The following is a 25,839-nucleotide window of genomic DNA, read 5'->3' as shown; positions in this document are numbered from 1 at the left end:
CGGAGGAGACGGACGACTACCTCACCGAGGTGAAGATCGCCATGCGCAGTTACTGCCGGACGATGCTCGGCGGCCCCGACGCCGCGCTGCGCCGCGCGAACGCGCCCGGCCGGATGTCCCTCACGCCCTGACCGGCGCCGCGGACCGGCCCGTCCGTGTGGTCACGTTCACGGGATGGCCAGGTCCAGGACGGTCTGCGCCGCCTCGTCGAGGGCGCCGGCTCGCGTCAGACGGCGCACCCGCCTGGCATCTTTCCAGCGCAGCAGTATCCAGAGCATCCGCTTGGCGACGTCGAGCGACGCTTCCAGGCGAGGCGAGTACACGTCCGGGACGGCCTCGGCCAACTCCCGGTGCAGCGCCACGGACTCGCGGATGGACGCGAACCCCCCGAGGAAGTCGCGTCTCCGGGCCTGGGCCACGGAGAGGGTGTAAAGGGACATGGCGAGGTAGCGGGTGAAGCTCCCCGGATCGCTCGCGGCCAGCGGCCGGCACAGGTCGACGGACTCGCGGGCCGCGTCCAGCGCGTCGCGCCCGCGTTTCAGCTCGCCCAGGATCGCCGCGAGGTTGTTGAGCGTCTCGGCGAGATCGGCCTGGTAGGCGCCGGGCGTCGCCTCGGCCAGGTCGCGGTAGATCCGTACGGACTCCTCGGTGACCGCGGCCGCTTCCTTGTTCCGTCCGGTCTCGGAGAGAACGGCGCCGAGGTTGCTCAGCGACATCGCGACGTCCGTCATGTACGCGCCGGGGGCCGCCTCGGCCAGCCGCCGGTACCGGTCCACGGCCTCCCGGCCCGGCGCCAGCGCCTCCTGGAAGCGGTCCAACTCGATCAGCCTCGTGCTGAGGTTGCTCAGGGAGTTGACCAGTTCCGGTTCGAACGCGCGGGGATGGGCCTCGGCCAGCCGCCGCCGGATGTCCACCGCCTCCCGTGCCGCGTCGAGGGCCTCCTCGAACCGTCCCAGCTGCCCCAGCCTCGTGCCGAGGTTGCCCAGTGCCAGGGCCAGGTCGGGCTCGAACGCGACGGGGTCCGCGGCGGCCAGCCGCCGCCGGATCGCCACCGCCTCCACGGCGACGTCGAACGCCTCCTCGTACCGGCCCAGTGCGGCCAGGTCGATGCCGAGGTTGTTGAGGGACGTGGCGAGGCCCGGTTCGAACGCGGCCGGGTTCGTGCGGGCCAGCCGCCGCCGGATGTCCACCGCCTCCCGCGCGGCCGCGGCCGCCTCCTGCCGCCTCCCCACCGCGTTCAGCGTCGTGCCGAGGTTGTTCAGGGTGGCGGCGAGCCCGGGCTCGAACGCGGAGGGGTCGGCGCCGGCGAGCCGGCGCTGGATGACGACGGCCTCCTGGGTGGCCGCGAGCGCCTCCTCCCGGCGGCCGAGCTTCCACATGTTGCCGCCGAGATGCTGCAGCGTCGCCGCCAGATCCTCCTCGAACCGGGACGGGTCCGCCTCGGCCAGCCGTCTGCGGATCCCGACGGCCTCCAGCGTCGCCGCCAGCGCCTCGTCCCGCCGTTCGAGCGCCAGCAGGATCGGGCTGAGGTTGTGCAGCGAGGTGGCCAGGCCGGACTCGAACGCGGCGGGGTCCGCGTCGGCGAAGCGCCGCCGGATGGCCACGGACTCCTGGACGGCCTTCAGCGCCTCCTCACGGCGGCCCAGTTGCAGGAGCGTCCCGCAGAGGTCGTTCAGCGACGTGGCGAGGAGGGGCTCGAAAGCCTCCGGATCGGTGCCCGCCATGCGCCGGTACAGGTCCACCGTCTCGGCGATGGCTTCGAGGGCCTCGCCGTGCAGTCCGGCGTAGCCGAGGCGCACGCCGAGCTCGTGCCGGATGCCGGCGATCCGGCCGGGATCTCGGACGGTGGCCAGCCGGTGGGCGGCCAGGCGCCGGGTGAGGGCCGCGATGCCGACGTCCAGGTCGACGTGGCGGCGGCCGGGCACGTGGGGCTCGATGGCCTCCAGGAGGCCGACGGGCACTTCCGCCGACTCCGCCAGGGACGCCAGGGCCGTGCCGCCCGCCTCCAGCGCCAGCCGCGGCCGGTCCCGCAGCAGCGGGTAGACCTGGTGCTCCGCGACCCGGCGCCACCTCCGGCCCGTCTCGATCAGCGTGATCACCGCCTGCCGGGTGTAGGGGAGGGCGCCGGGGCCGTCCTGGTCCGGGGCGAGCAGCCGGACGGGCGCCGTGGACGTCCACGGGTCGGTGGCGTGGTAGCCGGCCTCGTCCTCGGCGCCGGGCAGGGTGAGGGCGAGGAAGTCCTCGCCGAGCCGGTCGGGGTAGAGCGGTTCCAGGAGGAGCGCCGGATCGGCGGGCGGGTAGCAGCGGGAGTGGTCGCGCAGGATCCCCTCGCGTGCGGGCGCGGTGTCGGCGACACCGGCGCGCGCCAGCGCCGCTTCCGCGTCGGCGGGCGGCAGCGGGCGGGTGAGGACCGCGACGTACACGGCCTTCCCCATCGTCGCCGCCGGTGTCCCTAGGGGGCCGTTCCCGCCGTCATGGGACGAGCGCCAGTGGTCGTGCTCGCGGTCCAGCAGGTAGGACGACAGGCGGGCCTGATCGCCGCCGGTGGGCGCGGCCGTCCCCCGTGAGGCGGCGTCGACGTCGGCCAGCGCCCGCATGTGCAGGGTCAGCGGCGAGGCGAATCCCGGGTCGTCGAAATCGGCGGGGCCCGCGATCGCGTCCGGGTCCGGGACGTCGAAGATCTCCGCGAAACGGTTCCGGGCGGCGGCGTACATCGCGGACCGCACATCGGACCCGCCGGGGAGCGCCCGCATCCGCACCGCCTCGGCGTCCGGCACGTCGAGCTTGGCGAACTGGTGCGCGAGGCCCTGCCACCAGGTGCCGGCGGGCCGTGCCAGAAGCAGGACCCGCAACCGGTCCCGGGCCGCGTCGCGATGCCGGCGCACCAGCGCGACCAGGTCGCCGAGCGGCCACCGTTCGGCGTAGTCGACGACCAGGACGAGGCCGGGCGCCCGCACCGTCAGGTGCACGTCGCCGCCGTCCGCGGAGGCGACCTCGCTGACGTGGCGCGCCAGGGCGACCGTCCATCCGGCGGCCGCCGACCGCGCGGCGAACTCGGCGGCGAGCCGCGTCTTGCCCTGGCCGCCCTCGCCGTGGACGAGCCGCACGGACAGTTCCGTCCCGGCGTCCTCCCGCCACGCCTCCAGCAGGTCCAGTTCCGGCCGGGGGAAGTACGGCACCACCTGGTGGCGGGCCATCAGCAGGCGGCTGGGGACCCGCGCCAGGTCGGGCAAGACCGTCGCAGGCCCCGGAAGGGGGAACGGCTCCACGCGGTAGGGCGGTGCGCCGCGGTAGATGTAGTTGTACTGGTCGCCGTGCTGGACCGCGTTCACACTGCCATCACCGGCCGCCGCGACGTTCTGGGTGAACACCGGGCGGTCCGGTCGTCCGGTCGGGTCCGTCGGGTCCGGCCCGCGATCGGTCACGCCTCCGCCTCGCCATCACCCGAACCCGCGCCGCTCCCGTCCTGCGCGGGCCGTCCCGGAGCGGGCGCGTCCATGTAGAAGGTGTACTGGTTGCCGTGCTGCACCGCGTTGACGACACCATGATCGTCGGCGGTGTTGTTCTGCAGCCAGACCCGCTGGGTGACGGGGAGCTCTCCGCTCACGTCGTCGATCAGCGCGCGAAGGTCGGCCTCGGACTCGGGGAGTTCACGCAGGAGCGCCGCGAACCGCCGCTTCCACGGCCCGACGAGGTCCCGCCGCGCGCCGTCCGGATCGTCCTCGCTCCGGACGAGTTCCGCGTCGCCGTCGAGCTGGGCCTCGACCGCCGACGCGGCCCGCCCCTGCCGGTGGAACAGCCGGGCCGTTCTGGTGCGGGTCGCCTGCCACGCCTCGGTCGCCATCGCCGCCACCACCGTCGTGGCGCCGGTGAGCGCGAGCGCCTCGACCACAGCCTGAGCGTCCTGAGGGTCCGTCATCGATATCCCCTTAGAGCGAGCCCGCCCGCCGACCGGTTCTCCCGGCGAGGACGCGGGAAGCGCGTCACGCCGATTGGACGTCTCGACCCCGCTCACCGGTACTCCCGCGCGTCGTCCGCTTCCGGTCAGTCGCAACCCCGCCGGTCGCGATCGACGAGGACGCCCGAGTGGACCGGCACCGCCGACCGTACGCGCCGCCGAGCCGTCATGACGCGAGCGATGTGCCGCAAGGGGAACCCGTTCCGGGCTTGCGAGGAATCATCCATGACGGATCCCCGGCACAGGAGGCCAAAGTGCACAGAACGACGACCCGGCGGGGACGGACGTGACTCTCATCGACGAACCGGACCGGTGCATCGCCGCCGCGTCCGAGGACCCGAACGGGTCAGGTGCCGTCGACGCCGATCCGGTCGCGCACTCCGGCGCGGAACCCGGGGACGCGGTCCTCATGGCGCGGTCGCTGGCGCAACCCGAGCAGTTCGCGCCGCTGTTCCACCGGCACGCGCCCCGCATCCACCGTTACATCGCCCAGCGGCTCGGGCCGGACGCCGCCGACGACCTGGTGGCCGAGACGTTCCTGGTGGCGTTCCGGAGCCGGCACCGTTTCGACCCCGGCCGCGCCGACGCCCGGCCCTGGCTCTACGGCATCGCCACCAACCTCATCGCCCGGCATCGGGCGGCCGAGGTCCGCACGTATCGGCTGCTGGAACGCGCCGCGCCCGCCGGCGGCCCCGCCGCGCGGTCCGGTGACGAGGTGGGCGAGCAGGTCGCCGACCGGGTCACCGCGCAGAGCCTGCACGGTCCGCTGGCAGGGGCGCTCGCCGGGCTGCCCGCTCGCGTCCGCAACGTCGTGTTGCTGGTCGCGTGGGCGGACCTCAGCTACGACGAGGTCGCCGAGGCCCTGGACATCCCGGTCGGCACGGTGCGGTCCCGGCTGCACCGCGCCCGCCGCCGCCTCCGCGACGCGCTCGGCGGCGCCGACCCCACCCTGATCTCGGAGGAGGACACCCCGTGAACGAGCTGGACATGCTGCGCGCGGCGCAGCCCGACGTGCCCGCACCGAGCCGGGAGTCGCTCGACGGCGCCCTCGCCCGGATCCTCGCCGACGGGCCGGAGGCCGGGCCGACCGGCCGCCGCGCCGTGCTGCCGCGGCCGGGCCGCCGGGCGGTGCTCGCCGGGGGAATCGCCGCGGCCGCCGCGGTGGCGGGCGGTGTCGTGCCGGTCCTCGGCGGGCACGGCTCCGCGCCGGCCGAGGCCGCCGTCGTGCTGCGCCGGGCGGCCGCCGCCACCCGCGCCGGGACCGACGCCGCCGCCCGCCCCGGCCAGTGGATCTACGTGGAGTCGACGGTCCGGGGCGTCCCCGGCGCAGGCGTGATGTGGGCCCCTGGCGAGGACGCCGACACCCCGCACCCGACCACGAGCTTCCACATCCGCAGCTGGTATCCCGCCACCGGCGGGAAGATCCGCGACTGCAAGCCCGCGGGCGGCCGCCACGGCTGGTGCGCGATCGACCCGGCCATGGTGGTGCGCCAGGTGAACGGGCGCGAGGAGAAACTCGCGCTGTTCCCCGACCAGCATGGCTGGGATCCCGACAACGAGGAGTTCGTCCGTTCGCTGCCCACCGACCCGGCAGTGCTGCGCGCGCGTGTCTACGCGCAGGCCGACGAGAAGTCCTTCCTGCAGAACTTCGACCGGGACCAGGCGGCCGTCGAGACGGTCGCCGATCTGATGCAGGGCCACATCCCGCGCGACCTGCGGGCCGCGCTGTACGACGTCCTCGCCCGCGTCCCGGGCGTCCGCCTGGACAAGGACGCCGTCGACAACGCGGGCCGGCACGGCATCGGTTTCGCCCGTACCGGTCAGGGTGAACGCCTCCAGATCATCGTGGCGCGCGGAAGCTACCGCTACCTCGGCGACCGGCTCACCGCGGTCGGCGACCTGCCCGGCGGCGTCAAGGCGGGCACCCTCCTGCGCTGCAGCGCCCAACTGCGCGTCTCCGTGGTCGACAAGCCGAGGCAACAGCCCGCCTGATCGGGGGGAGCCGCAGCGCGATGGTCGGCGACCGGGCTCACATCGCGGGGCAGGCGCTGGTCAGGCTCCCCCTCTGTGCCGTCAGCCGGACGCGCCGGTGGTAACGATGATCTTGCCGGGGGCCTGCTGGCCGCTCTCCAGGTACCGGTGGGCCTCGACGATCTCCTCCAGCGCGAACACCCTGTCGACGGCCGGGTCCACGGCGCCGCTGCGCAGGCCGGCGAAGAGGAACGCCGCGATGCGCCGCACGGCCGCGGGATCGAGGGTGTGCTCGAAGCTCATGTAGCGGTGGGTGGTGATGGCGTTCGAGGGGTAGGGCGCGGGCCGCGGGTCGAGCCATCCGACGGTGACGAGGGTGCCGGTGAAGCGCTTGGCCGCCGCGGCCAGGTCGGCGAGTCCGGGACCCATGACGGAGTCGAGGATGACGTCGGCCCCGGCGCCGCCCGTGAGCAGGGAGGCGGTTTTCGCGAGGTCGTCCTGGTCCGCGGCGATGACGGCGGCGGCGCCCGCGGCAAGGAGTTCGTCCCTCTTCGCGGTGTGCCGGGTCACCGCGATGGGGACGGCGCCGATCTGGTTGGCGATCTGGATGGCCGCGAGGCCGACGGTGCCCGAGGCGGCGGTGATCAGGACGTTGTCGCCCGGCTGCATCTTGGCCTTCTCCACGAGCGCGCCATAAGCGGTGGAGTAGGCGACCCAGAGCGCGGCCGCCTTGGCGGGGGTGAGGCCCGCAGGGCGCTTGACGACCCGCGCGGCCGGAAGCACGGTGTAGTCGGCATAGGTGCCGTTGGACGTCATGTCGGGCACTGCGGTGATCAGGACGGCGTCGCCGACGCCGAGCCCGTCCACGCCAGGGCCCAGGGCATCGACGATGCCCGTTCCCTCGCAGCCCAGCCGGGCGTGAGGGAGCCGGATCGGCACGGGGGAGGCGCCGGAGCGCGTCAGTTCGTCGAGCCGGTTCACGGCGAACGCCTCGATCCTGAGGCGCACCTCCCCGGGCCCCGGTTCGCCGGCCGGCTCCTCGACGACGCGCAGGACCTCCGGGCCGCCGATCTCATCGAAGACAACGACTCGCGCCATAGGACGACTCTCCTTGAACGGGGCGGGCGTCACCTTCCGCGGTGCCGCCGCTTGCCGGCCCCGCTCCATTCTTTGTACGTTCGTTCTATTAAGTCAAACCGGATCACCAGGAGGCGGCGGTGGCAGGACGGCCCGTGGACCATCGGCGACGCGCCGAGTTGCTCGACCGCGTGGTGGACTACACGGTCGAGCACGGGTTCAACGACCTCTCATGGCGCCCCATCGCCGCCGCTCTCGACGTGTCGCCGACCACGCTCGTCCATCGCTTCGGTTCGAAGGACCAGATGCTCCAGGACGTCCTCGGGCGCCTGCGGGAGCGCATCTTCACGGCCATCGGCGAGGCGGCCGACCACCGGCCCGGACTGGCCGGGGCGGCGCGGGCGGTCTGGGAGCGGACGTCCGACCCGCGGCAGGAGGCGGAGTTCCGGCTGTTCTTCGCCGTCTACGGTCGTGCGCTCCAGGCCCCCCGGCAGTTCTCCGACTTCCTGGACCACGTCGTCGCCGACTGGATGGATTCCCTGTGCGACGCGCAAGGCCCGCACGTCGACCCGTCGACGGCCGCTCGCGAGGCCACCCTCACCATCGCGACGATCCGCGGTCTGCTCCTCGATCTCCTGGCCACCGGGGACCGGGCCAGAGTCCAGGACGCGGCGGAGCACTTCCTTGCAGGACTCCAGGGCAACCCCTAGCAACGCTGTGAACCGCCGGCGGTGAACGCGTCCCTCGCGGTGACGGGCCGCCGACTCCCGCACCGCTGATGGAGCGTTCCAGGTCGGCCCCGGAACGATCAGCCGAGCCTGCGGAAGGCGCTGGCGTGGAAGACGAGGGGCGGGACGTCCGCGGCCGCGTCCAGGTCGTGGACGCGGAAGACGACGATGTCGTGGTCGCCTGAGCGGACCTGCTGCTCGATGGCGCAGTCGAACCAGGCGGACGCGCCTTCGACCAGCACGCAGCCGTCGGCGGTGGACCGCCAGGCCACACCGGCGAAGCGGTCGCCGGTGCGGGCGCCCAGGCGCCGGCCCACATGCTCCTGGTGGGCGCCGAGCACGCTGATGCCGATGCGCGGCGACTCGCGCAGCAGCGGCCAGGTCGTGGAGGTGCGGGCGACGCACACCGACACCAGCGGCGGATCCAGGGACACCGGGACGAACGAGCTGGCGGCGATGCCGGCCGGTCGTCCGCCGACGAGGCCCGCCACCACCGCCACCCCGGTCGGGTAGGCGCCGTAGACGCGGCGCAGCTCCAAGCCGAGCGTCGTCATCGTGAGGTCCCCTTCGCCGGCACATTTCCTACTATCCCTACTCGCATAGTGAAGATTGTGAGGGTTCGTCGGCTTTCGGTCAACGCCGTGATCGTCCGCGCCGTGCGGGTCCGGCGCGCCTCCTCGCTGGTGGGCGCGCGGGCGAGCGATCAAGGAGTGGCCTTAATCTCTACTAAACAGGTCTGTTTTAGGGTAATCTCCTCGCCGTGTCCCAGGCAGCTGACCTCTACGGTCGGCGGTACCTCGACTTGTGCCGCCTGTTCGGTTCGCGCTGTCGCTGAACCTCCCGGTAATACGGCTCCCAGCCCCGTCCGTGCCGCCGTCCCCACCAGGTGCGCGGCGCGCCGATGACGCGCGCCCGCCGACCCCCTTCCCCGGCCAGCACCGAGAGGTCCCCTCACCATGACCACAGACGAATCGACCCTGCACGAAAAGCGGCCGCCGTCCCCGCGGCCCGCCCCGGCCGCCCCGGCGGGGGAACTCCGCGCGGACGCCGTGTCCGGCCTCGGCGTCTTCGCCCAGGGCCTGGCCGCCGCCGCGCCCAGCGTCGCGATCGCCGGAGTGCCCGGCTCGCTGTTCCTCGTCGCCGGGAAGGGCGCCTTCTGGGCCGCCATCGTCGGCGGCGTCCTCGCGTACCTCATCGCCGCGGTGATCGCGCTGCAGGCCCGCCGGACGGTGTCGTCCGGATCGCTCGGCACCTACGCCGGGAACGGCCTCGGGCCGGCGGCGGCCTTCGTCACCGGCTGGGCGCTCATCATCGGCTACATCGGGTTCGCCGCCGGCGGCGTGCTCGGCGCCGTCCTGTACTTCAACTCGTTCCTGCAGGAGATCGGCCTGCACACCGACCACCTCGCGGTCAAGGTGCTGCTGCTCGTGCTCGCGTCGGCCGTGGCGTTCCTCATCCCCTACCGCGGGGTGAGCCTGTCGGTGAAGGCGGGCCTCGCCTTCGAGGTCGTCTCGCTGCTGGCGATCTCCGTCATCCTGGTCGCCTCGTACGTCCACTACGGCGCGCACGTCGACTCCGGCCAGTTCGGCCTGGACCACCTCGGCCGCAGCGTCACGCTGATCGCTGCGGTCACCGCCGTCGGCTCGTACGCCGGCTTCGAGAGCGCCGCGTCGCTCGGCCACGAGGCCAGGGACGCTCACCGGAACGTTCCACGCGCGATCCTGCGGCTGGTCATCGGCCTTTCGCTGGTCTACCTGATCGCGACCTACCCCGAGGTGCTCGGCTTCCAGGGGCCGCACAGGTTGGACGCCGACAGCACCCCGCTGCCGGTCGTCGCGCGGAACGCCGGCGTCCACTGGGTGACCTACGTCGTCGACCTGTCGCTCGGCACCGCGATGATCGTGTTCTCCTCGGCGGTCATCAACTCGGGTGCGCGCAGCCTGTTCACCCTCGCGCGCGAGCGGGCGCTGCCGAGCGCGCTCGGGCGCGTGCACGCCGGCTTCCGCACGCCGCACGTCGCGATCGCGTTCGTGAGCCTCGTCGGCTTCGCGGTCGGCCTGATCGGCACCGTCAGCGACGTCGGCCGGTTCAAGTGGGACGTCTACGTCAGCATCGTGTCCAGCTACTCCTACCTCTTCGCCTACCTGCTGGTGGCGATCGCCACCCCGCTGTGGCTGCGCGGCATCAGGTCGCTGACGCCCGCCGGCCTGGCGGTGTCGATCCTCGCCGTCCTCGGCATCGGATACGTCATCTACAAGAACCTGGTCCCGGTTCCCGAGGGCGCCTACCGGTACCTGCCGTACGTGTTCCTGCTGCTGATCGCCGCCGGTCTCGCCCGCTACCTGTGGCTGCGCGCCCGACGGCCGGACGTCGCCGCGCGGGTGGGATCGATCCAGACGCTGTCGGAGGCCGAGCAGGAGCGCCTCGCCTCCCTCGGCATCCTCGACGCCGCCCGCGCCGGAAGGCGCACCCGGCGCGCGCCGGAGTGACCGGCGCCCACCATCCGCCCACCGAGAACGAGGGATCAGACCGTGCCCATCCACCTGCACTGGTACCTGCCGACGAACGGCGACAACCGCGACATCGTCGGCTCCGGCGACGGCTCGCAGAAGACGCTGTCCGCCGTCCGGTCCGGCTTCCGCCCGCCGACCGTCGAGTACCTCGGCGGCATCGCCCGCGCCGCCGAGCAGCTCGGCTTCGAGGCGGTCCTCACCCCGACCGGGACGTGGTGCGAGGACGCCTGGATCACGACCGCCGCGCTGTCGGGGGTGACGAGCCGGCTGAAGTTCCTGGTCGCGTTCCGGCCCGGGCTGGTCTCGCCGACGCTCGCCGCGCACCAGGCCGCGACGTTCCAGCGGATGTCGGGCGGACGCCTGCTGATCAACATCGTCACCGGCGGCGACTCGGTGGAGCAGCGGCGCTTCGGCGACCACCTCGACCACGACCGGCGCTACGAGCGGACGGAGGAGTTCCTGCGGGTCTTCCGCGGCGTCGCCGACGCCGCGGAGCCGTTCGACTTCCGCGGCGAGCACTACGACGTCGAGGGGGCGGCGATCCCGTTCGCGCCGTACACGCCGCCGCCCGTCTTCTTCGGCGGCGCGAGCCCGGCGGCGGAGCGGGTCGCGGCGCGGACCGTCGACACCTACCTGGCGTGGGGCGAGACGCCGTCGCAGATCGCCGAACGCCTGAAGCGGATGCGCGGGCTGGCCGAGGAGGCGGGCCGCACGCTGTCGTTCGGGATCCGCTTCCACGTGCTCGGCCGCGACACCTCGGCCGAGGCGTGGGCGGAGGCCGACCGGCTGCTCGACCGGATCGACGAGTCCCGCGTCCGCGCGACGCAGGAGGCGCTCGCGGCCAGCGAGTCCGTCGGGCAGCGCCGGATGCTCGCGCTGCACGGCGGCGACCGGCGGAACCTGGAGGTGTACCCGAACATCTGGGCCGGCTACGGCCTGGTCCGCGGGGGAGCGGGCACCGCGATCGTCGGCAGCCACCAGGAGGTCGCCGACCGGATCGAGGAGTACCACGACCTCGGCATCGACCACTTCATCCTCTCCGGGCAACCGCACCTGGAGGAGGCGTACCACTTCGCCGAGGGCGCCGCCGCCGAGCTGCGGAGCCGCGGACTCGTCGCGCCCGCCGCCGGCGCGCCCGCGGCGCGGCCCTGACATGGGCTCCACCACTTCACACCCCGAAAGGACCGACATGACCGCAGGACCCGCCGTCGACATCGCCTACTACGCCGGTGTCACCGATGAGGAGTTCGCCACCTGGACCTCGGTGGCCGAACGCGTCGCCGCGGAGCTCGCCGAGACCGCGCTCGCCCGGGACCGGGCCAACCAGAACCCCGTGGCGGAGCTGCGCCTGCTCCGCGAGGCCGGCCTGCTCGGCTTCGCGGCGCCCCGCGAGCTCGGCGGGGGAGGCGGCAGCCTGACGCAGGCGCTCAAGCTGTCGCGGATCGTCTCCGCGGCGGACGGCTCGATCGGGCAGCTGCTGACCTACCACTACTCCAACGGGGTCTGGACGCACATCCTCGGCACGCCCGAGCAGCGGGAGCGCATCGCCCGGGGCGTCGGCACCGAGGGCTGGTTCCAGGGCAGCGTGAGCAACCCGCGCGACCCCGGTGTCACCGTGGAGCGCGACGGCGACGGCTACCGGATCACCGGCCGGCGGACGTTCGCGACCGGCGTCGCCGTCGCCGACCTGATCACCGTGCTGCTCTACGGCGACGAGCCGGTGAACGTCGTCATCCCGCCCGACCGTCCCGGCCTCTCCTTCGGCGACGACTGGGACAACCTCGGCCAGCGGCTGACCGCGAGCGGGAGCGTCACCTTCGACGGGGTCGTCGCGCACGCCGACGAGGTGCTCGCCGGGCTCGGCGACGGCGCGGCCGACCGGCGCCGCGACGGCCTGCGCGGCCTGTTCAGCCAGCTGATCTTCGCCCACCTGTACGCCGGCATCGCCGACGGCGCGCTCACGGCGGCGGCGCGGTACGTGCGGGAGAAGGGACGGCCCTGGCCGGAGGCCGCCAGCCGGGACGTCACCGAGGACCCCTACCACCTGCAGCTGCTCGGCCGGCTGTCGGCGTCGCTGGCCGCCGCGACCGCCCTCGCCGACGCGGCGAGCGAGGAGTTCGAGGCCGCCCTCGCGCTCGGCGCGGACCTGACCGAGGAGCGGTGGGGGCGGCTGGCGATCCTCATCGACCAGGCCAAGGCCGTCACGACCGAGACGGTCCTGGACGTCACCCACAACATCTACCAGGCGACCGGCGCGCGCTCCACGGCGAACGCGGTCGGGCTCGACATCTACTGGCGCAACGCCCGCACACACACCACGCACGACCCGCTGCCCTACCGGCAGCGCGAGATCGGCCGCCACGTCCTGACCGGCGAGCTGCCGCGGCCCCGGCAGTTCGCCGACCTCGCCAAGGCGGCGGACGTCACGCAGGGCGCGGCGGCGGGCACCGCGACCGGCACGACCGCCGCGACCGGCCCGGAAGCCGTGGAGCGATGAGCGTCGAGTTCCGCACGCTGACGGCGCCCGACGAGGTCAACGCGGCGTTCCGGGTCTTCCTGCGGGCCATGGTCGGCCTGCCCTTCCGGGACGTCGACGCGAGGGAGATCACGGAGGAGGGCCGCTACCTCGGCGCCCTCGACGCGGGCGAGGTGGTGGCCGGCGCCGACTCCTACACCAGCCGGCTCGTCGTCCCGGGCGGCGCCCGCGTTCCGCACGCGGCGGTGACCCATGTCGGCGTGCTGCCGACGCACCGGCGCCGCGGCATCGTCAGCCGGCTCATGGAGCGGCAGCTGCGCGACGCCGCCGGCCGGGGCGAGGCCGTCGCCACGCTGCGCGCGTCCGAGGCGGTCATCTACGAACGCTTCGGGTACGGCGTGGCGTCGTCGGCGCAGCCGGCGCGCGTGACCCTGGACCGGGCGCGGCTGCGTCCGGAGGTCCCGGCGGGCGGGAAGGTCCGGCTCGCCGACGGGGCCGCCACCGTCGAACTGCTGGCCGGCGTCTACGAGCGGGCCGCGTGGACCGGCGCGATCGACCGGCCGGACGGCTGGTGGAGGCTGCAGCACCGGCTCCGCGAGTCCGACGCGGTGGCGCACTACGTCGCCGTCCACAGCACGGGCGGCGTGGACGACGGATACGCGATCTACCATCCGCTGGACACGGCGGGCTGGTTCACCAGCTCCGAGCGCGTGGTGGCCGTCACCGACTTCGTCGCGCTCAACGACGGCGCGCGCGCCGGGCTGTGGCGCCACCTGTTCTCGCTGGACCTGATCGACGTCGTCGCGTTCGACTCCCTGGCCCTGGACGACCCTCTGCCGCTGGCCGTCACCGACCGTCGCTCGGTCGCGCTGGGCCCGCCCCGCGACGAGACCTGGCTGCGGCTGGTCGACGTCGAGGCGGCGCTGCGGGCGCGCGCGTTCGGCGGCGAGGACCCGGTGGTGCTCCGGGTGAGCGACCCGCTGCTGCCCGGCAACGACGGCGCCTACGAGATCGGGCCCAAGGGGGTGCGGCGCACGTCCGCGCCCGCGGACCTCGGCGCCGACGTCGCGACGCTGGCGGCCGCCTACCTGGGCGGGACGCGCTGGCGGCACCTGGCGGCGACCGGGCGGGTGGCCGTCCACGACCCCGGCGCCGTCCGGCGGATCGACGCGCTCTTCGCGGTCGACGCGCTGCCGTTCTCGGGCACGGTCTTCTGATGCCCGGACGCCCCGGCGCGCGCGCCGCCCTCCCCGTCCCGAGGCTCGTGAAAGGCGGTGACCTGCCGTGACCCGGCCCGACCCGTTCATCCTGTCAGCGTTCACCATGTCGACCGTGTCGCACGGCAACACCGGCCTCTGGCGGCACCCGGACGACCGGACCGCCGGCTACACCGAGCTGTCCTACTGGGTCGACCTCGCCCGGCGCCTGGAGGCCGGCGGGTTCGACCTGCTGTTCATCGCCGACGCGGTGGGGCAGCTCGACGTCTACGGGGGCAGCGCCCGCGAGGCGCTCGCCCGGGCCGTGCAGACCCCGGTGACCGACCCGCTGCTCGTGGTCTCGGCCATGGCGGCCGCGACCGAGCGCCTCGGGTTCGGCGTCACGGTGTCGACGACCTACGAGCACCCGTACCTGCTCGCCCGCAAGTTCAGCACGCTCGACCACCTGACGGGCGGGCGGATCGGCTGGAACATCGTCACGTCCCTGCTGGACAGCGCGGCGCGCAACATCATCGCCCGCGAACGCCAGATCGGCCACGACGAGCGGTACGCGATCGCCCAGGAGTTCCTGGAGGTCGTGTACAAGCTCTGGGAGGGGTCCTGGGAGGACGGCGCGGTCCTGCGCGACCGCGACGGCGGTGTCTTCACCGACCCCGACCGGGTCCACGGCATCGGTCACGCCGGGCGGTACTTCTCCGTCCCCGGCGCCCATCTGGTCGAACCGTCACCGCAGCGGACGCCGCTGCTGCTGCAGGCGGGGACGTCGGCCGCGGGCCGCGCGTTCGCGGCGCGCAACGCCGAGCTCGTGTTCGCCGCCGACCCCCGTCCCGAGGCGCTGCGCCGCAACATCGACGACATCCGGCGGCGCGCGGTGGAACTCGGGCGCAGGCCCGAGCACATCAAGTTCATCACCTCCGTCACCGTGGTCGTGGACGAGAACGACCGGGCCGCCGAGGCCAAGGCCCGCGACCTGCGCCGGTTCCGCGACACGCGCGGCGGCCTGGTGCTGCTGTCGGCGCTCAGCGGCGTCGACTGGTCCGGGCACGACCTCGACCGGCCGATCGGCGAGTTCGCCACCGACGCCAGCCGCTCGGTGCTGGCCTCCGTCGCGGACCCCGCCGTCCGCGAGCGGCTCACGCTGCGCGACTACGTCGACGGGCTGGGCGGGTTCGGCGGGGACGCGCTGGTGGGCGGACCGTCCACCGTCGCCGACGCGCTGGAGGACTACGCGGCGAGGACGGGCGTCGACGGGTTCAACTTCGCCTACCTGGTGACCCCGGGCAGCTTCGACGACCTCGCCGAGCACCTCGTCCCGGAGCTGGGCAGGCGGGGCCGGGTGCGGGAGCGCGGCGCGCCGCGTCCCGTTCGCGACGCGCTGTTCGGCACGGGCCCCCGGCTTCCCGACGACCATCCGGGCACCGCCTTCCGCCATCGCGCCCTTCGACCGGCCTCTACTCGATAAAAACGGTAGGAAAAATGAAGAATAAGAGCTCGTCCACGTCCCCTCGGCGCGCCGCGTTCGCGTGGACCGCCGCGCTCGCCGTATCGGCCCTCCTCCTGTCCGCGTGCGGCGGGTCGGGGAGCGGCGCCGCGGCGGGCTCCCGGCCCCGTGACGGCGGCACCCTCGTCGTCGGCCAGTACCAGGAGGTGACGCAGTTCGACCCGAACCGCCAGTACTCCTGGGAGACCTGGCGCATCGACCGCAACATCTACGAGACGCTCGTCGACGAGGACCTGTCCTCGCCCACCGGCGTGCCGAAGATCGTGCCCAGGCTGGCGACGTCGTGGAAGGTGAGCGACGACGCCAGGACCTACACGTTCACCCTGCGGCAGGGCGTGAAGTTCAGCGACGGGACACCGTTCGACGCCGAGGCCGTGCGGTTCAACGTCCGCCGCTTCTCCGACCCCGCGTTCAAGTACTACGACAAGGTCAGCGCCGCCACCATGTCGCTGGTCTACGGCGACCTCGCGTCGGTCGAGGTCGTCGACGACCACACGGTGCGGTACTCCTTCAAGCACCCCTTCCTGGACTTCCTCCGGCAGATCCCGAACAGCGGCAACGCGGCGTCCGGCATCTTCAGCCCGGCCGCGCTGGAGAAGTACGGCCAGGACGGCCTCGCCGACCACCCGGTGGGCACCGGGCCGTTCACCTTCCAGGAGCGGGTCCGCGGCGACCACACGACCCTGGTGCGCAACACCGGCTACTGGGGCGCCCGCCCCCACCTCGACAAGGTGGTCTTCAAGCCCGTCGGCGACGACCAGAGCCGGGTCGCCGCACTGCGCAGCGGCGCCGTCGACCTCATCAGCCGCGTCCCGCCGGACTCGGTGGCGTCGCTGGAGAAGGCCGGCTTCACCGTGCCGGAGAACAAGAGCGTCCCGCAGATCATCTACTACAGCTACAACTTCCAGAACCCCTACCTGCGGGACAAGCGCGTCCGGCAGGCCATCGCCCAGGCCGTCGACCGCAGGCAACTCGCCGCCAAGATCTACAAGGGCTACGCCGAGGCGGCGACCTCGATCATCAACCAGGGCAACGAGGCCTACGACCCCTCCGCCGTCGATCACCCGTACGACCCGGCGGCGGCGAAGAAGCTCATCGCCGACGCCGGCTACCGGCCCGGCCAGGTCACGTTCACGATCCTGAGCGACACGACCGGGCAGCCCACGGCCGAGTTCATCCAGCAGGGCCTCAAGGCCGTCGGCATCGACGCGAAGGTCGAGTCCTTCGAGTGGATCACCTACGGGACCCGCACCGCCAACCTCACCCCGACCGACGGGATGTACCTGGGGGAGTGGGGCTACGTCGCGGCGAACTGGGTGCGGATCGCGCACGACCACAGCGTGGTCGCCCACGACGGCGACAAGTACTCCGACACCAGCGACGCGACCAACAAGGCGATCGAGGCGGCCGCGCACAACGCCGACCCGGCCAAGGCCGCAGGACTGTGGCAGGACGCCGCGCAGGCGTGGGCCAAGGACGCCACGATCCTCCCGCTGTTGTCGTTCAACCGCTACTACGCCGTCTCCTCCCGCGTCGGCGGGTTCGTCTGGCCGCAGCAGGACCACTACGACCTGTCCAGGATCTGGGTGGCGAGCTGACGATGGCGCGTCGGATCCTGTGGCGGCTGGTGAACGTCGTCCCGCTGCTCTTCGTCATCAGCCTCCTGGTGTTCTTCATCTCGCAGGCGGGCCCGGCCGATCCCGTCCGCGGCGCGCTCAGCCAGAAGATGTCGCCCGCGCAGATCGAGCGGATCCGGCAGGCGTACGGGCTGGACCGGCCGGCGTGGGCGCAGTACCTGAGCTGGCTGAAGGACATGGTCGCGCACGGCGGCGGCGTCTCGCTCAGCCTGCGCAGCCCCGTCTCCGGGATCGTGTTCCCGGCCTTCCGCAACACCCTCCTGCTCGTCGCCGGCGCCACGCTGCTGACGGTCGTGCTCGGGGTCGCGATCGGCTTCGTGGCGGGGATCCGGCACGGCCGGCTCGCCGACCGGGTCACGATGCTGTTCGTGCAGATCGGCAGCAACCTGCCCATCTACTGGCTCGGTCTGATCATCATCTACCTGACCGCGGTCGAACGGCGGTGGCTGCCCGCCGGCGGCATGCACGACCTGCGCGGCGACGGCGGCTTCGGCGACCTGCTGCTGCACCTGGTCGCCCCCGCGTTCGCCGCGTCGCTGGTGTCGACGCTGATCATCGCGCGGTTCGTCCGGGCGGCGGTCATCGAGAGCGAGCGGTCGGACTACGTCCGCACCTACCGGTCCCAGGGGTTCGGCCGCGCCGCGATCCTCGGCAAGCACGTCGGCCGCAACGTCCTGCCGCCGATCGTGAACATCACCGGGCTCACCGTCGGCTCGGTGATCACCGGGGTGGTCTTCGTCGAGACGATCTTCTCCTGGCCGGGCATCGGCAGCGTCCTGCTCAACGCCATCGCCGCGTCGGACTACCCGGTGATCCAGTCGGGCGTGCTGCTGGTCGCGGTGACGTTCGTGCTCGTCAACCTCGCCACCGACGTCGCGCTCGACCTGCTGAACCCGCGGCTGAGGCACGGTGCCGCATGAGCGCGCCCACCGTCTCCACCGCCGGCGCCGAAGGGGCGGCGCCGCCGCGGCCGCGGCGCTCCGCCTTCGCGCGGTTCGCGCGCGACCGGCAGGCCGTGCTCGGGTTCGCCGTGATCGCCGTCGTCGTCGCGGTCTCGGTGCTCGCCCCGTGGCTGGCGCCGCACGACCCGAACGCCGCCGACGCCGAGAGCGTCCTCGCGCCCGCCGGATCGGCGGGGCACCTGCTCGGCACGGACGAGCAGGGCCGGGACGTGCTGAGCCGCCTGGTCTACGGCGGCCGGACCGCGCTCGTCGTGTCCGTCGCGTCCGTCACGGCCGCCCTGGTCGCCGGGACGGCCGTGGGCCTGTTCGCCGCGTTCGCGGGGCGCCGCGCGTCCGGGGCGCTGATGCGGCTCGTCGACCTGATGTTCGCGTTCCCGGTGATCCTGGTGGCCCTGTCGCTCGCCGCGGTCGTCCGGCCGGGCGCGTGGGTGCTGGCCGGGACCGTCGTGTTCGGCGCCGTCCCGTACGTCGCCCGGATCGTCTTCGCCGAGGCCCGGGTCGAGCGCGAGAAGGACTACGTCGAGGCGGCGCGCTCGCTCGGCGCCTCCGAAGTGGCCCTCGTGTGCACCGAGGTGCTGCCCAACCTCGCCTCGTCCGTCGTGATCTACGGGACGAGCCTGGTCGGGGTGAACATCGTCTTCACCGCCAGCCTCAGCGCGCTCGGCCTCGGCGTCCAGCCGCCCGACGCGGACTGGGGCCGGATGATCTCCGAGGGCGCCAAGGTGCTGGTCACCGGCAGCCCCGGCGTGGCCACGTTCCCCGCCGCCGCCGTCCTGCTGGTCTCGCTGGCCTTCAACTGGCTCGGCGACGGCCTGCGCGACGTCCTGAACCCGTGATCCCGGCCATGACCGCGCCACGAGACCCCGGAGGTCGGAAATGAACGCCGTGCTCACCGTGCAGGGCCTCAGCGTCGAGTTCACGCTGCCCGGCGCCCGGGTCGAGGCGGTGCGGGGCGTCGACCTGGAGATCGGCGAGGGCGAGGTGCTCGCGCTCGTCGGCGAGTCCGGATCGGGCAAGAGCGTGACGGCCGCCGCGATCCTCGGGCTGCTGCCCCGCGGCGCCCGCGTCACCGCGGGCAGCGTCCGCTTCCGCGGCACCGAGCTGGTCGGGCTGCCGGAGCGGCGGCTCAACGCCCACCGCGGCTCCGGCATCGGAATGATCTTCCAGAACCCGGTCACCTCGCTCGATCCCTCGTTCGCCGTCGGCGGCCAGCTCGGCGACACCGCCCGCCTGCACCTGGGCGTCTCCCGGAGCGAGGCGGCACGGGTCGCGGGCGGCTGGCTGGAACGGGTCGGCATCCCCGACCCGGACCGCGTCCTGCGCTCCTACCCGCACGAGCTGAGCGGCGGCATGCGGCAGCGCGTCATGATCGCGCTCGCCGCGCTGTCCGGCCCGGACCTGCTCATCGCCGACGAGCCGACGACCGCGCTGGACGCCACCGTGCAGAAGCAGATCCTCGACCTGCTGCTCGGCCTGTCCGCCGAGACCGGGACGGCGGTGCTGCTGATCACCCACGACTTCGGCGTGGTCGCGCACACCGGCTCCCGCGTCGCGGTGATGCGCGAGGGCGCGATCGTCGAGGTGGGGGACACCCGGCGGGTGCTCGGCGCGCCGTCGCACCCCTACACGCGGTCGCTCATCGAGTCGGTGCCCGAGATCGGGCGGGGCCGGCCGGGCGCGGGCCGCCGCCCGCCCGCCGCCCGGCGCGCGGGCGGGGCGCCGCCCGGCGGGGCACGGCCCGGCGGCGCGTCCTCCGGCGAGGCGATCCTGGAACTGCGGGGCGTGTCGAAGGAGTTCGCCGTCGGCGGCTTCGGGACCGGACGCCACCGGAGCGTGGTCCGCGCCGTCGGCGACGTCTCGCTGAGCGTACGGCGCGGCGAGACGTTCGGGCTCATCGGCGAGTCCGGGTCGGGCAAGTCGACGCTCGCCCGGCTCTCCGGCGCCCTGCTCCGGCCCACCGCCGGGTCGGTCCTGTTCGACGGCGCCGACGTCGCCGCCGCGGACGCCCGGGGCCGCCGCGACCTGCGGCGCCGCTTCCAGTACGTCTTCCAGGACGCGGCCACCGCCCTGAACCCCCGGCTCAAGGCGGGCGACCAGATCGCCCGGCCGCTCGTCCGGCTGGGGAAGGCCGCGAACCGCCGGGAGGCCGCCGCCCTCACGGCCCGCGCGCTGGAGCTGGTCGGCCTGCACGCCGCGCACGCCGACCGCTACCCGCGCGAGTTCTCCGGCGGGCAGCGCCAGCGGGTGAGCATCGCGCGGGCCATCGCGCTGGAGCCCGACCTGCTCGTCCTCGACGAGCCCACGTCCGCCCTCGACGTGTCCACCCAGGCGAGCATCCTGGACCTGCTCTTCGACCTGAAGGACGAGCTCGGCCTCACCTACCTGTTCATCGGCCACGACCTCGCGGTGATCGAGTCGGTCTGCGACCGCATCGGCGTGATGCGCCGCGGGTCGCTCGTCGAGACCTTCCCGGTGGACGACCTGTCCGCCGAGGACCGCCATCCGGCCACCCGCGCCCTGCTCGACGCCGTCCTCCCGATCGGCGCCGCGCACGAAGCCAAGGAGATCTCATGACCACGCGTCCGCTCATCCTCAACGCCGTCGAGATGAGCACGGCGGGCCACATCGCCTTCGGCCTGTGGCGCCGCCACTCGCCGGCTGCGCGCGACTACACCGACGTCGGCTACTGGGTCGAGCTCGGCCGGGTGCTGGAGGACGGCGGCTTCGACGCGCTGTTCCTCGCCGACGCGCTCGGCCAGCTCGACACCTACGAGCGCTCGGCCGACCGGGCGCTCACCGACGCCGTCCAGACGCCCCTGGACGATCCGCTGCTGGTGGTGTCCGCGATCGCCGCCGCCACCAGCACCCTGGGCATCGGCGTCACGGTGTCGACGACCTACGAGCAGCCGTACCTGCTGGCCCGCAAGTTCACCACGCTCGACCACCTCACCCGCGGGCGGATCGGCTGGAACATCGTCACGTCCCAGCTCGACAGCGCCGCGCGCAACCTCGGCCTCGACCGCCAGCTGCCCCACGACCGGCGCTACGAGCTCGCGCAGGAGTTCCTCGACGTCACCTACAAGCTCTGGGAGGGGTCCTGGGACGACGGCGCGGTGGTCAAGGACCGCGAGCGAGGCGTCTACGCCGACCCGTCGAAGGTGCACGCGATCGGCCACTCCGGCGAGTACTTCTCCGTGCCCAGCGCGCACCTGTCCGAGCCGTCGGCGCAGCGCACGCCCGTGCTGTTCCAGGCGGGCTCGTCGCCGCGCGGGCGCGCGTTCGCCGCCCGCAACGCCGAGGTGGTGTTCGTGGCGGGGATCGAGCCGGTGGCGCTGCGCCGCAACATCGAGGAGATCAGGAGGCTGGCGGCGCTGGAGGGGCGGGGGCCGGACGCGATCCGGTTCGTCGGCCTGGTCACCGTCATCGCGGACGCGACGGACGAGGCCGCTCACGCAAAGCTGCGCGACTACCAGCGCTACCGCAGCGTCGAGGGCGCCATCGCCCACTTCTCCGCCATCACCGGCATCGACTGGGCGCAGTACGACCTCGACGCGCCGCTGGAGTATATCGAGACCGAGAGCAACCGGTCGATCCTCGCGAGCCTGACCAAGGACGTCCCCGGCACCTCGTGGTCGCTCCGCGACGTGTTCGGGTCCCCGGACGGCGTCGGAGGCTACGGGCGGCCCATCGTCGGCGGCGGCGCGACGGTCGCCGACCGGCTCGAAGCGCTCGCCGACGAGTCGGGGCTCGACGGCTTCAACATCGCCGGAGCGGTCGCCATCGAGGACTACCGGGCGTTCGGCGAGTACGTGACGCCCGTCCTCGCCGAGCGGGGCCGCGTCAGCGAGAAGGCGCCCGGCCGCACGCTCCGCGAGGCGCTGTCCGGCGCGCCGTCGCCGCTGCTCCCCGCCGACCACCCGGCGGCGCGCTACCGCGGCGCGTTCGCCGGCCGGCCGTCCGCGGCGCCTCCGCTCCTCACCGCCACCGGCACGAAGGGCTGACCATGACGACCGGTGCCTCCGGCGCCCGGCCCTCCCCGCCGGCCTGCTCAGGCGGGGAGGGCGACCGCGGAGGGGCCGGGCGTGGGCGAGGCGGCCCCGAAGTGCTCCCGCAGCGTGCGGGTCTCGTACTCGTGCCGGTAGAGGCCCCGCGCGCGCAGCAGCGGCACCACCTCGTCGACGATGACCTCCAGCCCGTCGATGAGGCGGTCGGGCTGGAGGTTGAAGCCGTCGATCGCGCCGGAGCGGAACCAGTCCTCGATGTGGTCGGCGAGCTGCTCGGGCGTCCCGACGAACCCCGCGTGCCCCGACCCGGTGTAGCGGGTCTGCCGCAGGTACTCGCGGACCGTCGGGTTCGTCCGGCGGATCTGCTCGACGATCGACTCGCGGAACCCCAGGCTGCCGGTGAAGGTCTGCGGGTCGGCGGGCGCCGCGAGGACCTCCTCGGGGAACGGCTCGTCCAGCGGCAGGGCGGACGCGTCGAACCCGATCGCCTGGGACAGCCACTGCGCCGAGTAGGACGCCGGCCCGAGGTCGTGCAGCTCGTCGCTGCGGCGCCGGGCCTCCTCCTCGGTGCTGCCGAGGCTGAGCAGCAGCCCCGGCAGGATCCTGACGTCGTCGGGACGCCGGCCGAACGCGACGGCGTTCCGCTTGACCTGGCGGTAGTGCTCGATCGCGCCCTCCTTGGTCAGCTCGGCGGCGAAGACGCCCTCGGCGAACCGGCCGGCGAGCCGGCGGCCCTTCGGGGAGCCGCCGGCCTGCAGCAGCACGGGGCGGCCCTGCGGCGACGGCGGCACCCGCAGGCGTCCGGCCAGGTCGAGGAAGCGCCCGTGGTGGTCGACCGGCTCCCCGGTGCGCGCGGACTCCCACAGCGCGAGCACGGCCTCGACGAACTCCTCGGCGCGGTCGTAGCGGTCGTCGCGTCCGGGCACGTCGGCCAGGCCGAAGTTGCGGGCGGCCGCGGCGCCGCGGGTCGTCACGATGTTCCAGCCGGCGCGCCCGCCGGAGAGCAGGTCGAGGGACAGCAGCCGCTCGGCCAGCTCGAACGGGTCGTTGAAGGTGGTGGACGCGGTGACGACCAGGCCGACGCGGCGTGTGGCGGCCGCGACGTGCGCCCAGGTGACCGTGGGCTCCAGCCGGCCCGCGTTGGCGTCGTGGGAGGGGTCGCCGAGCGCGGGGCCGTCGGCGAGGAACACGGCGTCGAGCGTCCCGCGCTCGGCGAGGCGCCCGATCGTGCGCCAGTACTCGGGATCGACGAAGGCGTCCGGCCCCAGCCGGGTCGACTGCCACGCGGCGGGCAGGTAGCCGAGGACCAGGACGTTGACGCCGAGCAGGACATGGCCGGTGCGGGGTCGGGACACGGACGCTCTCCTCGATGCCATAAACTCTATTAATCCTACCTATAATATCGGAAATTAGGAGTTCTCATGCCGGATCTCGACGGCGCACGGCCGCGTCTCGCGCTGGCGCTGACCGGCGGTCAGGCGCTCGCCGTGCAGGCGGAGGACGCGCTCGCCTCGCTGCTCGACCGCGCGCCGCTGGCCTTCACCGTCGTCGGCGCCGACCGCCTCGCGCCCGCCGAGGCCGGTGCCGACCGCACCGTGGACCCGAGCATGCTCGCGACCGTCCTCGCGGCCCGCACCACCACCGCCGCGTTCCTCTTCGCGTCGTCGCCGGTGCGGGACCACCCGTACAACCTCGCGCGGCGGGTCGCCTCCCTCGGCCACCTGACGCGCGGCCGGGCCGGGCTCGTCCTGGGCGTCGCCGATCCGCTCGCCGCCGCCGGCCGGGCTCGCGGCGAGGGCCCCGAGCTCACCCGGCGCGCCGGTGCCGAGGAGGCGCACGACCTGGCCTCGGCGACCCGCGAACTCGAGCAGACCTGGCCGTACGACGCCATCGTCGCCGACCGCGAGCAACGGATCTTCGCCCGCGGCGACCGGATCCGCCGCGCCGACCACCAGGGCGTCTACTCGGTCGCGGGCCCGCTGACCCTCCCCGCGCCCCGCGACGGCGCGTCCGTCGTCGGCTGGTGGGCGAACCGTGCGGACGAACTCGAGGCCGCCGCCGACGTGGCCGACGTCGTGATCGTCCCGCAGGGGCTCGTGTCCGGGGCGCGGTCCGCGGTCGACGCGGCCTCCGGCCGGTACTTCGCCGATCCGGGCCGCCGTCCCCTGCTGTTCGCGGTGGTCGACGTCCCGCCGGGCACGACGGTCGCCGACGCGCGCGCCTCGATCGCCGCCGCGTCCGAGGCGGACGGCATCGTGCTGCGTCCCACCGGCTCCGACCCGAGCGCGGCCATCGGACTCGCCGGCCGGCTGCACGCCCGCGAGCGTCTCCCCGCGGGCCCGCTGCGCGCCCGGCTGGGACTGCCGGAGGCCGCGGACCTGCTGCCCGACGGCCCCGGCGTGTTCCCGGCCCCCGTCCCCCAGCCCTAGATGAGCGGGTAGCGCGGCGGGTTCGTCCCGTTCAGGGTGTGGTTGCCGATGTGGACGTACTTCCAGCGGGCGGGGTCGTGCAGCGAGTGGGTGCGGACGTTGCGCCAGTGGCGGTCCAGGCCGTGGCTCGCGTCGGCGGCGCTGGTCCCCGCGAGTTCCAGGACATCGGTGGCGATCCGGACGGCGACCTCCTGCGCGTACGCCTTGGCCTCGGCGACCGCCAGCGAAGCGGCGGCGGTGTTCTCGTCCGTCAGCGCGGGGGCGGCCAGTGCGGCGTCGACGGCGCGGCCGCCGCGCTCGAACAGCGCCTCCAGCGCGTGCAGCAGCGTGGTGAGCCGGCCGAAGCGCAGGACGGCGTGCGGCTCGTCCGACACCCGCTCCACACCGGACTCGAACCAGGGGCGCGAGCGGTCCCGGACGAAGGCGGCGCCCTCCTCCAGCGCCGCGCGGGCGATGCCGACGTCAATGGCCAGGTGCAGGAGCTGGTCGTAGGCGCCGAGGATCAGCGGCGGCGGGTCGGCGGGCACCGGCCCGAGGTGCAGGACCCGCTCGGCCGGGACGTGGACGCCGGTGAACACGATCGATCCGCTGGCCGTCGCGCGCTGCCCGAACGCCGTCCAGTCGTCGGCGAACTCCACGCCCTCGGCGTCGCCCGGTACGAACGCGGTGACCGGAAGGTTCTGGTCGCCCTCCAGGGAGGCGGCCACGCCGATCCACTGCGCGCCGAGCGCGCCGGTGGTGTAGTACTTGCGGCCGTCGAGCCGGTACCCGCCCGCCGGATCGGGTGTCACCGCGGTCAGCCGGTCGAAGACGTGCTTGGTGCCGCGCTCGGCGGTCGCGTTGCCGATCCGCGCGCCCGCGGTGATCCGCCCGTAGAAGAACTCCTTCTGCGGCTCGGTGCCGGCCTGCCCGAGCAGGGCGGTCAGCACGAAGTGCGCGAGCACCAGTTGGGCCACCGACGGGTCGGCCGCGGCGATGATCCGGAACACCTCGGCGACGGTGCTCGCGGCGACCCCGCCGCCGCCGTACTCGCGCGGGACCGAGACGGCCAGCAGCCCGGTGGCGGCCAGCTCGTCCAGCTCGGCGGCCGGGTGCCGGGCCTCGCGGTCCCGCTCGATCGCTCCGGGCGCGATCCGGGCGGCATAGGCGCGCGCCGCCTCGACCGCCGCGGCGTCGGAGAGCGCCGGAGGCGCTGTCGTGGTCGGACTCGTCATCGTCATCCTTTCCTATTAACTAGGTCGGTTATACATGGAATTAGCCGAGGCGGCCATCGCCCGCACCCTCCGGGAGGGGTGCCGTCGGGGGAGGGGGCGGGGTGCCGCCCGCCGGGCCGTGGCAATTTCCTACTTTAATGGTAGGTATTGAC

The 25,839-nt window shown here is 73.8% G+C and carries 20 protein-coding genes; 14 read left to right on the top strand and 6 right to left on the bottom strand.

Going from position 1 to position 25,839, the window contains the following annotated elements; genetic code table 11:
• Positions 1 to 167: 167 nt before the first annotated feature.
• Positions 168 to 3,425, bottom strand: coding sequence for a tetratricopeptide repeat protein (locus amrb99_RS52965; protein WP_190853253.1), 3,258 nt, complete (start codon positions 3,423 to 3,425; stop codon positions 168 to 170).
• Positions 3,422 to 3,919 carry a hypothetical protein gene (locus tag amrb99_RS05865; protein WP_190853251.1) on the bottom strand — a complete coding sequence of 166 codons (498 nt, stop codon included), beginning with the start codon at positions 3,917 to 3,919 and terminating at the stop codon, positions 3,422 to 3,424. Before amrb99_RS05865 ends, amrb99_RS52965 begins: the two co-directional genes overlap by 4 nt.
• A 325-nt stretch (positions 3,920 to 4,244) precedes the next feature.
• Here amrb99_RS05865 and amrb99_RS05860 point away from each other — a divergent pair, with 325 nt between their 5' ends.
• Together amrb99_RS05860 and amrb99_RS05855 are read left to right on the top strand one after the other, a co-directional pair.
• Positions 4,245 to 4,934: an RNA polymerase sigma factor gene (locus amrb99_RS05860; protein ID WP_347256548.1), complete on the top strand. Its 690-nt coding sequence runs from the start codon at positions 4,245 to 4,247 to the stop codon at positions 4,932 to 4,934.
• Positions 4,931 to 5,950, top strand: a complete 1,020-nt coding sequence (locus amrb99_RS05855) for a CU044_5270 family protein (protein ID WP_190853248.1) — start codon at positions 4,931 to 4,933, stop codon at positions 5,948 to 5,950. Before amrb99_RS05860 ends, amrb99_RS05855 begins: the two co-directional genes overlap by 4 nt.
• An 81-nt stretch (positions 5,951 to 6,031) precedes the next feature.
• On the opposite strand, the gene amrb99_RS05850 is transcribed toward amrb99_RS05855, so the two are convergent.
• Positions 6,032 to 7,027: a zinc-dependent alcohol dehydrogenase family protein gene (locus amrb99_RS05850; RefSeq protein ID WP_190853246.1), complete on the bottom strand. Its 996-nt coding sequence runs from the start codon at positions 7,025 to 7,027 to the stop codon at positions 6,032 to 6,034.
• A gap of 134 nt (positions 7,028 to 7,161) precedes the next feature.
• On the opposite strand from amrb99_RS05850, the gene amrb99_RS05845 reads away from it, so the two are divergent.
• On the top strand, positions 7,162 to 7,716 hold the full coding sequence (locus amrb99_RS05845; RefSeq protein WP_206699809.1) for a TetR/AcrR family transcriptional regulator: 555 nt from the start codon (positions 7,162 to 7,164) through the stop codon (positions 7,714 to 7,716).
• A 98-nt stretch (positions 7,717 to 7,814) separates the two neighbouring features.
• Here the strand turns inward: amrb99_RS05845 and amrb99_RS05840 are convergent, their stop codons facing one another.
• The gene (locus amrb99_RS05840) at positions 7,815 to 8,288 is read right to left on the bottom strand and encodes a flavin reductase family protein (protein ID WP_190853242.1); all 474 of its coding nucleotides are present in this window, start codon (positions 8,286 to 8,288) and stop codon (positions 7,815 to 7,817) included.
• Between the two features lie 402 nt (positions 8,289 to 8,690).
• Here amrb99_RS05840 and amrb99_RS05835 point away from each other — a divergent pair, with 402 nt between their 5' ends.
• From amrb99_RS05835 to amrb99_RS05790, 10 genes are all read left to right on the top strand, one after another.
• Positions 8,691 to 10,223, top strand: a complete 1,533-nt coding sequence (locus amrb99_RS05835; RefSeq protein WP_190853240.1) for an APC family permease — start codon at positions 8,691 to 8,693, stop codon at positions 10,221 to 10,223.
• Between the two features lie 42 nt (positions 10,224 to 10,265).
• On the top strand, positions 10,266 to 11,399 hold the full coding sequence (locus amrb99_RS05830; RefSeq protein ID WP_190853238.1) for an LLM class flavin-dependent oxidoreductase: 1,134 nt from the start codon (positions 10,266 to 10,268) through the stop codon (positions 11,397 to 11,399).
• Between the two features lie 37 nt (positions 11,400 to 11,436).
• A complete protein-coding gene (locus amrb99_RS05825; protein ID WP_190853235.1) occupies positions 11,437 to 12,744 on the top strand; it encodes an acyl-CoA dehydrogenase family protein in 1,308 nt (435 codons plus the stop codon).
• The gene (locus tag amrb99_RS05820) at positions 12,741 to 13,940 is read left to right on the top strand and encodes a GNAT family N-acetyltransferase (protein ID WP_190853233.1); all 1,200 of its coding nucleotides are present in this window, start codon (positions 12,741 to 12,743) and stop codon (positions 13,938 to 13,940) included. Before amrb99_RS05825 ends, amrb99_RS05820 begins: the two co-directional genes overlap by 4 nt.
• 67 nt (positions 13,941 to 14,007) lie before the next feature.
• Entirely contained in the window at positions 14,008 to 15,402 is a 1,395-nt protein-coding gene (locus amrb99_RS05815) for an NtaA/DmoA family FMN-dependent monooxygenase (RefSeq protein WP_347256547.1), read from the top strand.
• A gap of 14 nt (positions 15,403 to 15,416) precedes the next feature.
• On the top strand, positions 15,417 to 17,039 hold the full coding sequence (locus amrb99_RS05810; protein ID WP_190853231.1) for an ABC transporter substrate-binding protein: 1,623 nt from the start codon (positions 15,417 to 15,419) through the stop codon (positions 17,037 to 17,039).
• Positions 17,040 to 17,041: 2 nt separating this feature from the next.
• Positions 17,042 to 17,998 carry an ABC transporter permease gene (locus amrb99_RS05805; protein ID WP_190853229.1) on the top strand — a complete coding sequence of 319 codons (957 nt, stop codon included), beginning with the start codon at positions 17,042 to 17,044 and terminating at the stop codon, positions 17,996 to 17,998.
• Positions 17,995 to 18,876 carry an ABC transporter permease gene (locus tag amrb99_RS05800; protein WP_190853227.1) on the top strand — a complete coding sequence of 294 codons (882 nt, stop codon included), beginning with the start codon at positions 17,995 to 17,997 and terminating at the stop codon, positions 18,874 to 18,876. Before amrb99_RS05805 ends, amrb99_RS05800 begins: the two co-directional genes overlap by 4 nt.
• Positions 18,877 to 18,916: 40 nt before the next feature.
• Complete coding sequence (locus amrb99_RS05795; RefSeq protein ID WP_190853224.1) at positions 18,917 to 20,614, top strand: ABC transporter ATP-binding protein; 1,698 nt, start codon at positions 18,917 to 18,919, stop codon at positions 20,612 to 20,614.
• Complete coding sequence (locus tag amrb99_RS05790) at positions 20,611 to 22,041, top strand: NtaA/DmoA family FMN-dependent monooxygenase (RefSeq protein WP_190853222.1); 1,431 nt, start codon at positions 20,611 to 20,613, stop codon at positions 22,039 to 22,041. Before amrb99_RS05795 ends, amrb99_RS05790 begins: the two co-directional genes overlap by 4 nt.
• 47 nt (positions 22,042 to 22,088) lie before the next feature.
• On the opposite strand, the gene amrb99_RS05785 is transcribed toward amrb99_RS05790, so the two are convergent.
• Complete coding sequence (locus amrb99_RS05785) at positions 22,089 to 23,399, bottom strand: LLM class flavin-dependent oxidoreductase (protein ID WP_190853220.1); 1,311 nt, start codon at positions 23,397 to 23,399, stop codon at positions 22,089 to 22,091.
• A gap of 66 nt (positions 23,400 to 23,465) precedes the next feature.
• On the opposite strand from amrb99_RS05785, the gene amrb99_RS05780 reads away from it, so the two are divergent.
• Positions 23,466 to 24,473 carry an LLM class flavin-dependent oxidoreductase gene (locus tag amrb99_RS05780; protein ID WP_190853218.1) on the top strand — a complete coding sequence of 336 codons (1,008 nt, stop codon included), beginning with the start codon at positions 23,466 to 23,468 and terminating at the stop codon, positions 24,471 to 24,473.
• Here the strand turns inward: amrb99_RS05780 and amrb99_RS05775 are convergent.
• The gene (locus amrb99_RS05775; RefSeq protein WP_206699808.1) at positions 24,470 to 25,687 is read right to left on the bottom strand and encodes an SfnB family sulfur acquisition oxidoreductase; all 1,218 of its coding nucleotides are present in this window, start codon (positions 25,685 to 25,687) and stop codon (positions 24,470 to 24,472) included. The genes amrb99_RS05780 and amrb99_RS05775 overlap by 4 nt on opposite strands.
• Positions 25,688 to 25,839: the final 152 nt, after the last annotated feature.

This window comes from Actinomadura sp. RB99, assembly GCF_014706005.1.
Taxonomy (GTDB): domain Bacteria; phylum Actinomycetota; class Actinomycetes; order Streptosporangiales; family Streptosporangiaceae; genus Spirillospora.
This window is presented reverse-complemented; position numbering and strand designations above follow the sequence as displayed.

Bases quoted from the DNA above. Each gene is read 5' to 3' on its own strand.
- amrb99_RS05795 (WP_190853224.1), top strand. From the start codon at position 18,917: ATGAACGCCGTGCTCACCGTGCAGGGCCTCAGCGTCGAGTTCACGCTG.
- amrb99_RS05810 (WP_190853231.1), top strand. From the start codon at position 15,417: ATGAAGAATAAGAGCTCGTCCACGTCCCCTCGGCGCGCCGCGTTCGCG.
- amrb99_RS05850 (WP_190853246.1), bottom strand. From the start codon at position 7,027: ATGGCGCGAGTCGTTGTCTTCGATGAGATCGGCGGCCCGGAGGTCCTG.
- amrb99_RS05800 (WP_190853227.1), top strand. From the start codon at position 17,995: ATGAGCGCGCCCACCGTCTCCACCGCCGGCGCCGAAGGGGCGGCGCCG.
- amrb99_RS05840 (WP_190853242.1), bottom strand. From the start codon at position 8,288: ATGACGACGCTCGGCTTGGAGCTGCGCCGCGTCTACGGCGCCTACCCG.
- amrb99_RS05820 (WP_190853233.1), top strand. From the start codon at position 12,741: ATGAGCGTCGAGTTCCGCACGCTGACGGCGCCCGACGAGGTCAACGCG.
- amrb99_RS05790 (WP_190853222.1), top strand. From the start codon at position 20,611: ATGACCACGCGTCCGCTCATCCTCAACGCCGTCGAGATGAGCACGGCG.
- amrb99_RS05775 (WP_206699808.1), bottom strand. From the start codon at position 25,687: ATGACGAGTCCGACCACGACAGCGCCTCCGGCGCTCTCCGACGCCGCG.
- amrb99_RS05780 (WP_190853218.1), top strand. From the start codon at position 23,466: ATGCCGGATCTCGACGGCGCACGGCCGCGTCTCGCGCTGGCGCTGACC.
- amrb99_RS05825 (WP_190853235.1), top strand. From the start codon at position 11,437: ATGACCGCAGGACCCGCCGTCGACATCGCCTACTACGCCGGTGTCACC.
- amrb99_RS05865 (WP_190853251.1), bottom strand. From the start codon at position 3,919: ATGACGGACCCTCAGGACGCTCAGGCTGTGGTCGAGGCGCTCGCGCTC.
- amrb99_RS05835 (WP_190853240.1), top strand. From the start codon at position 8,691: ATGACCACAGACGAATCGACCCTGCACGAAAAGCGGCCGCCGTCCCCG.
- amrb99_RS05805 (WP_190853229.1), top strand. From the start codon at position 17,042: ATGGCGCGTCGGATCCTGTGGCGGCTGGTGAACGTCGTCCCGCTGCTC.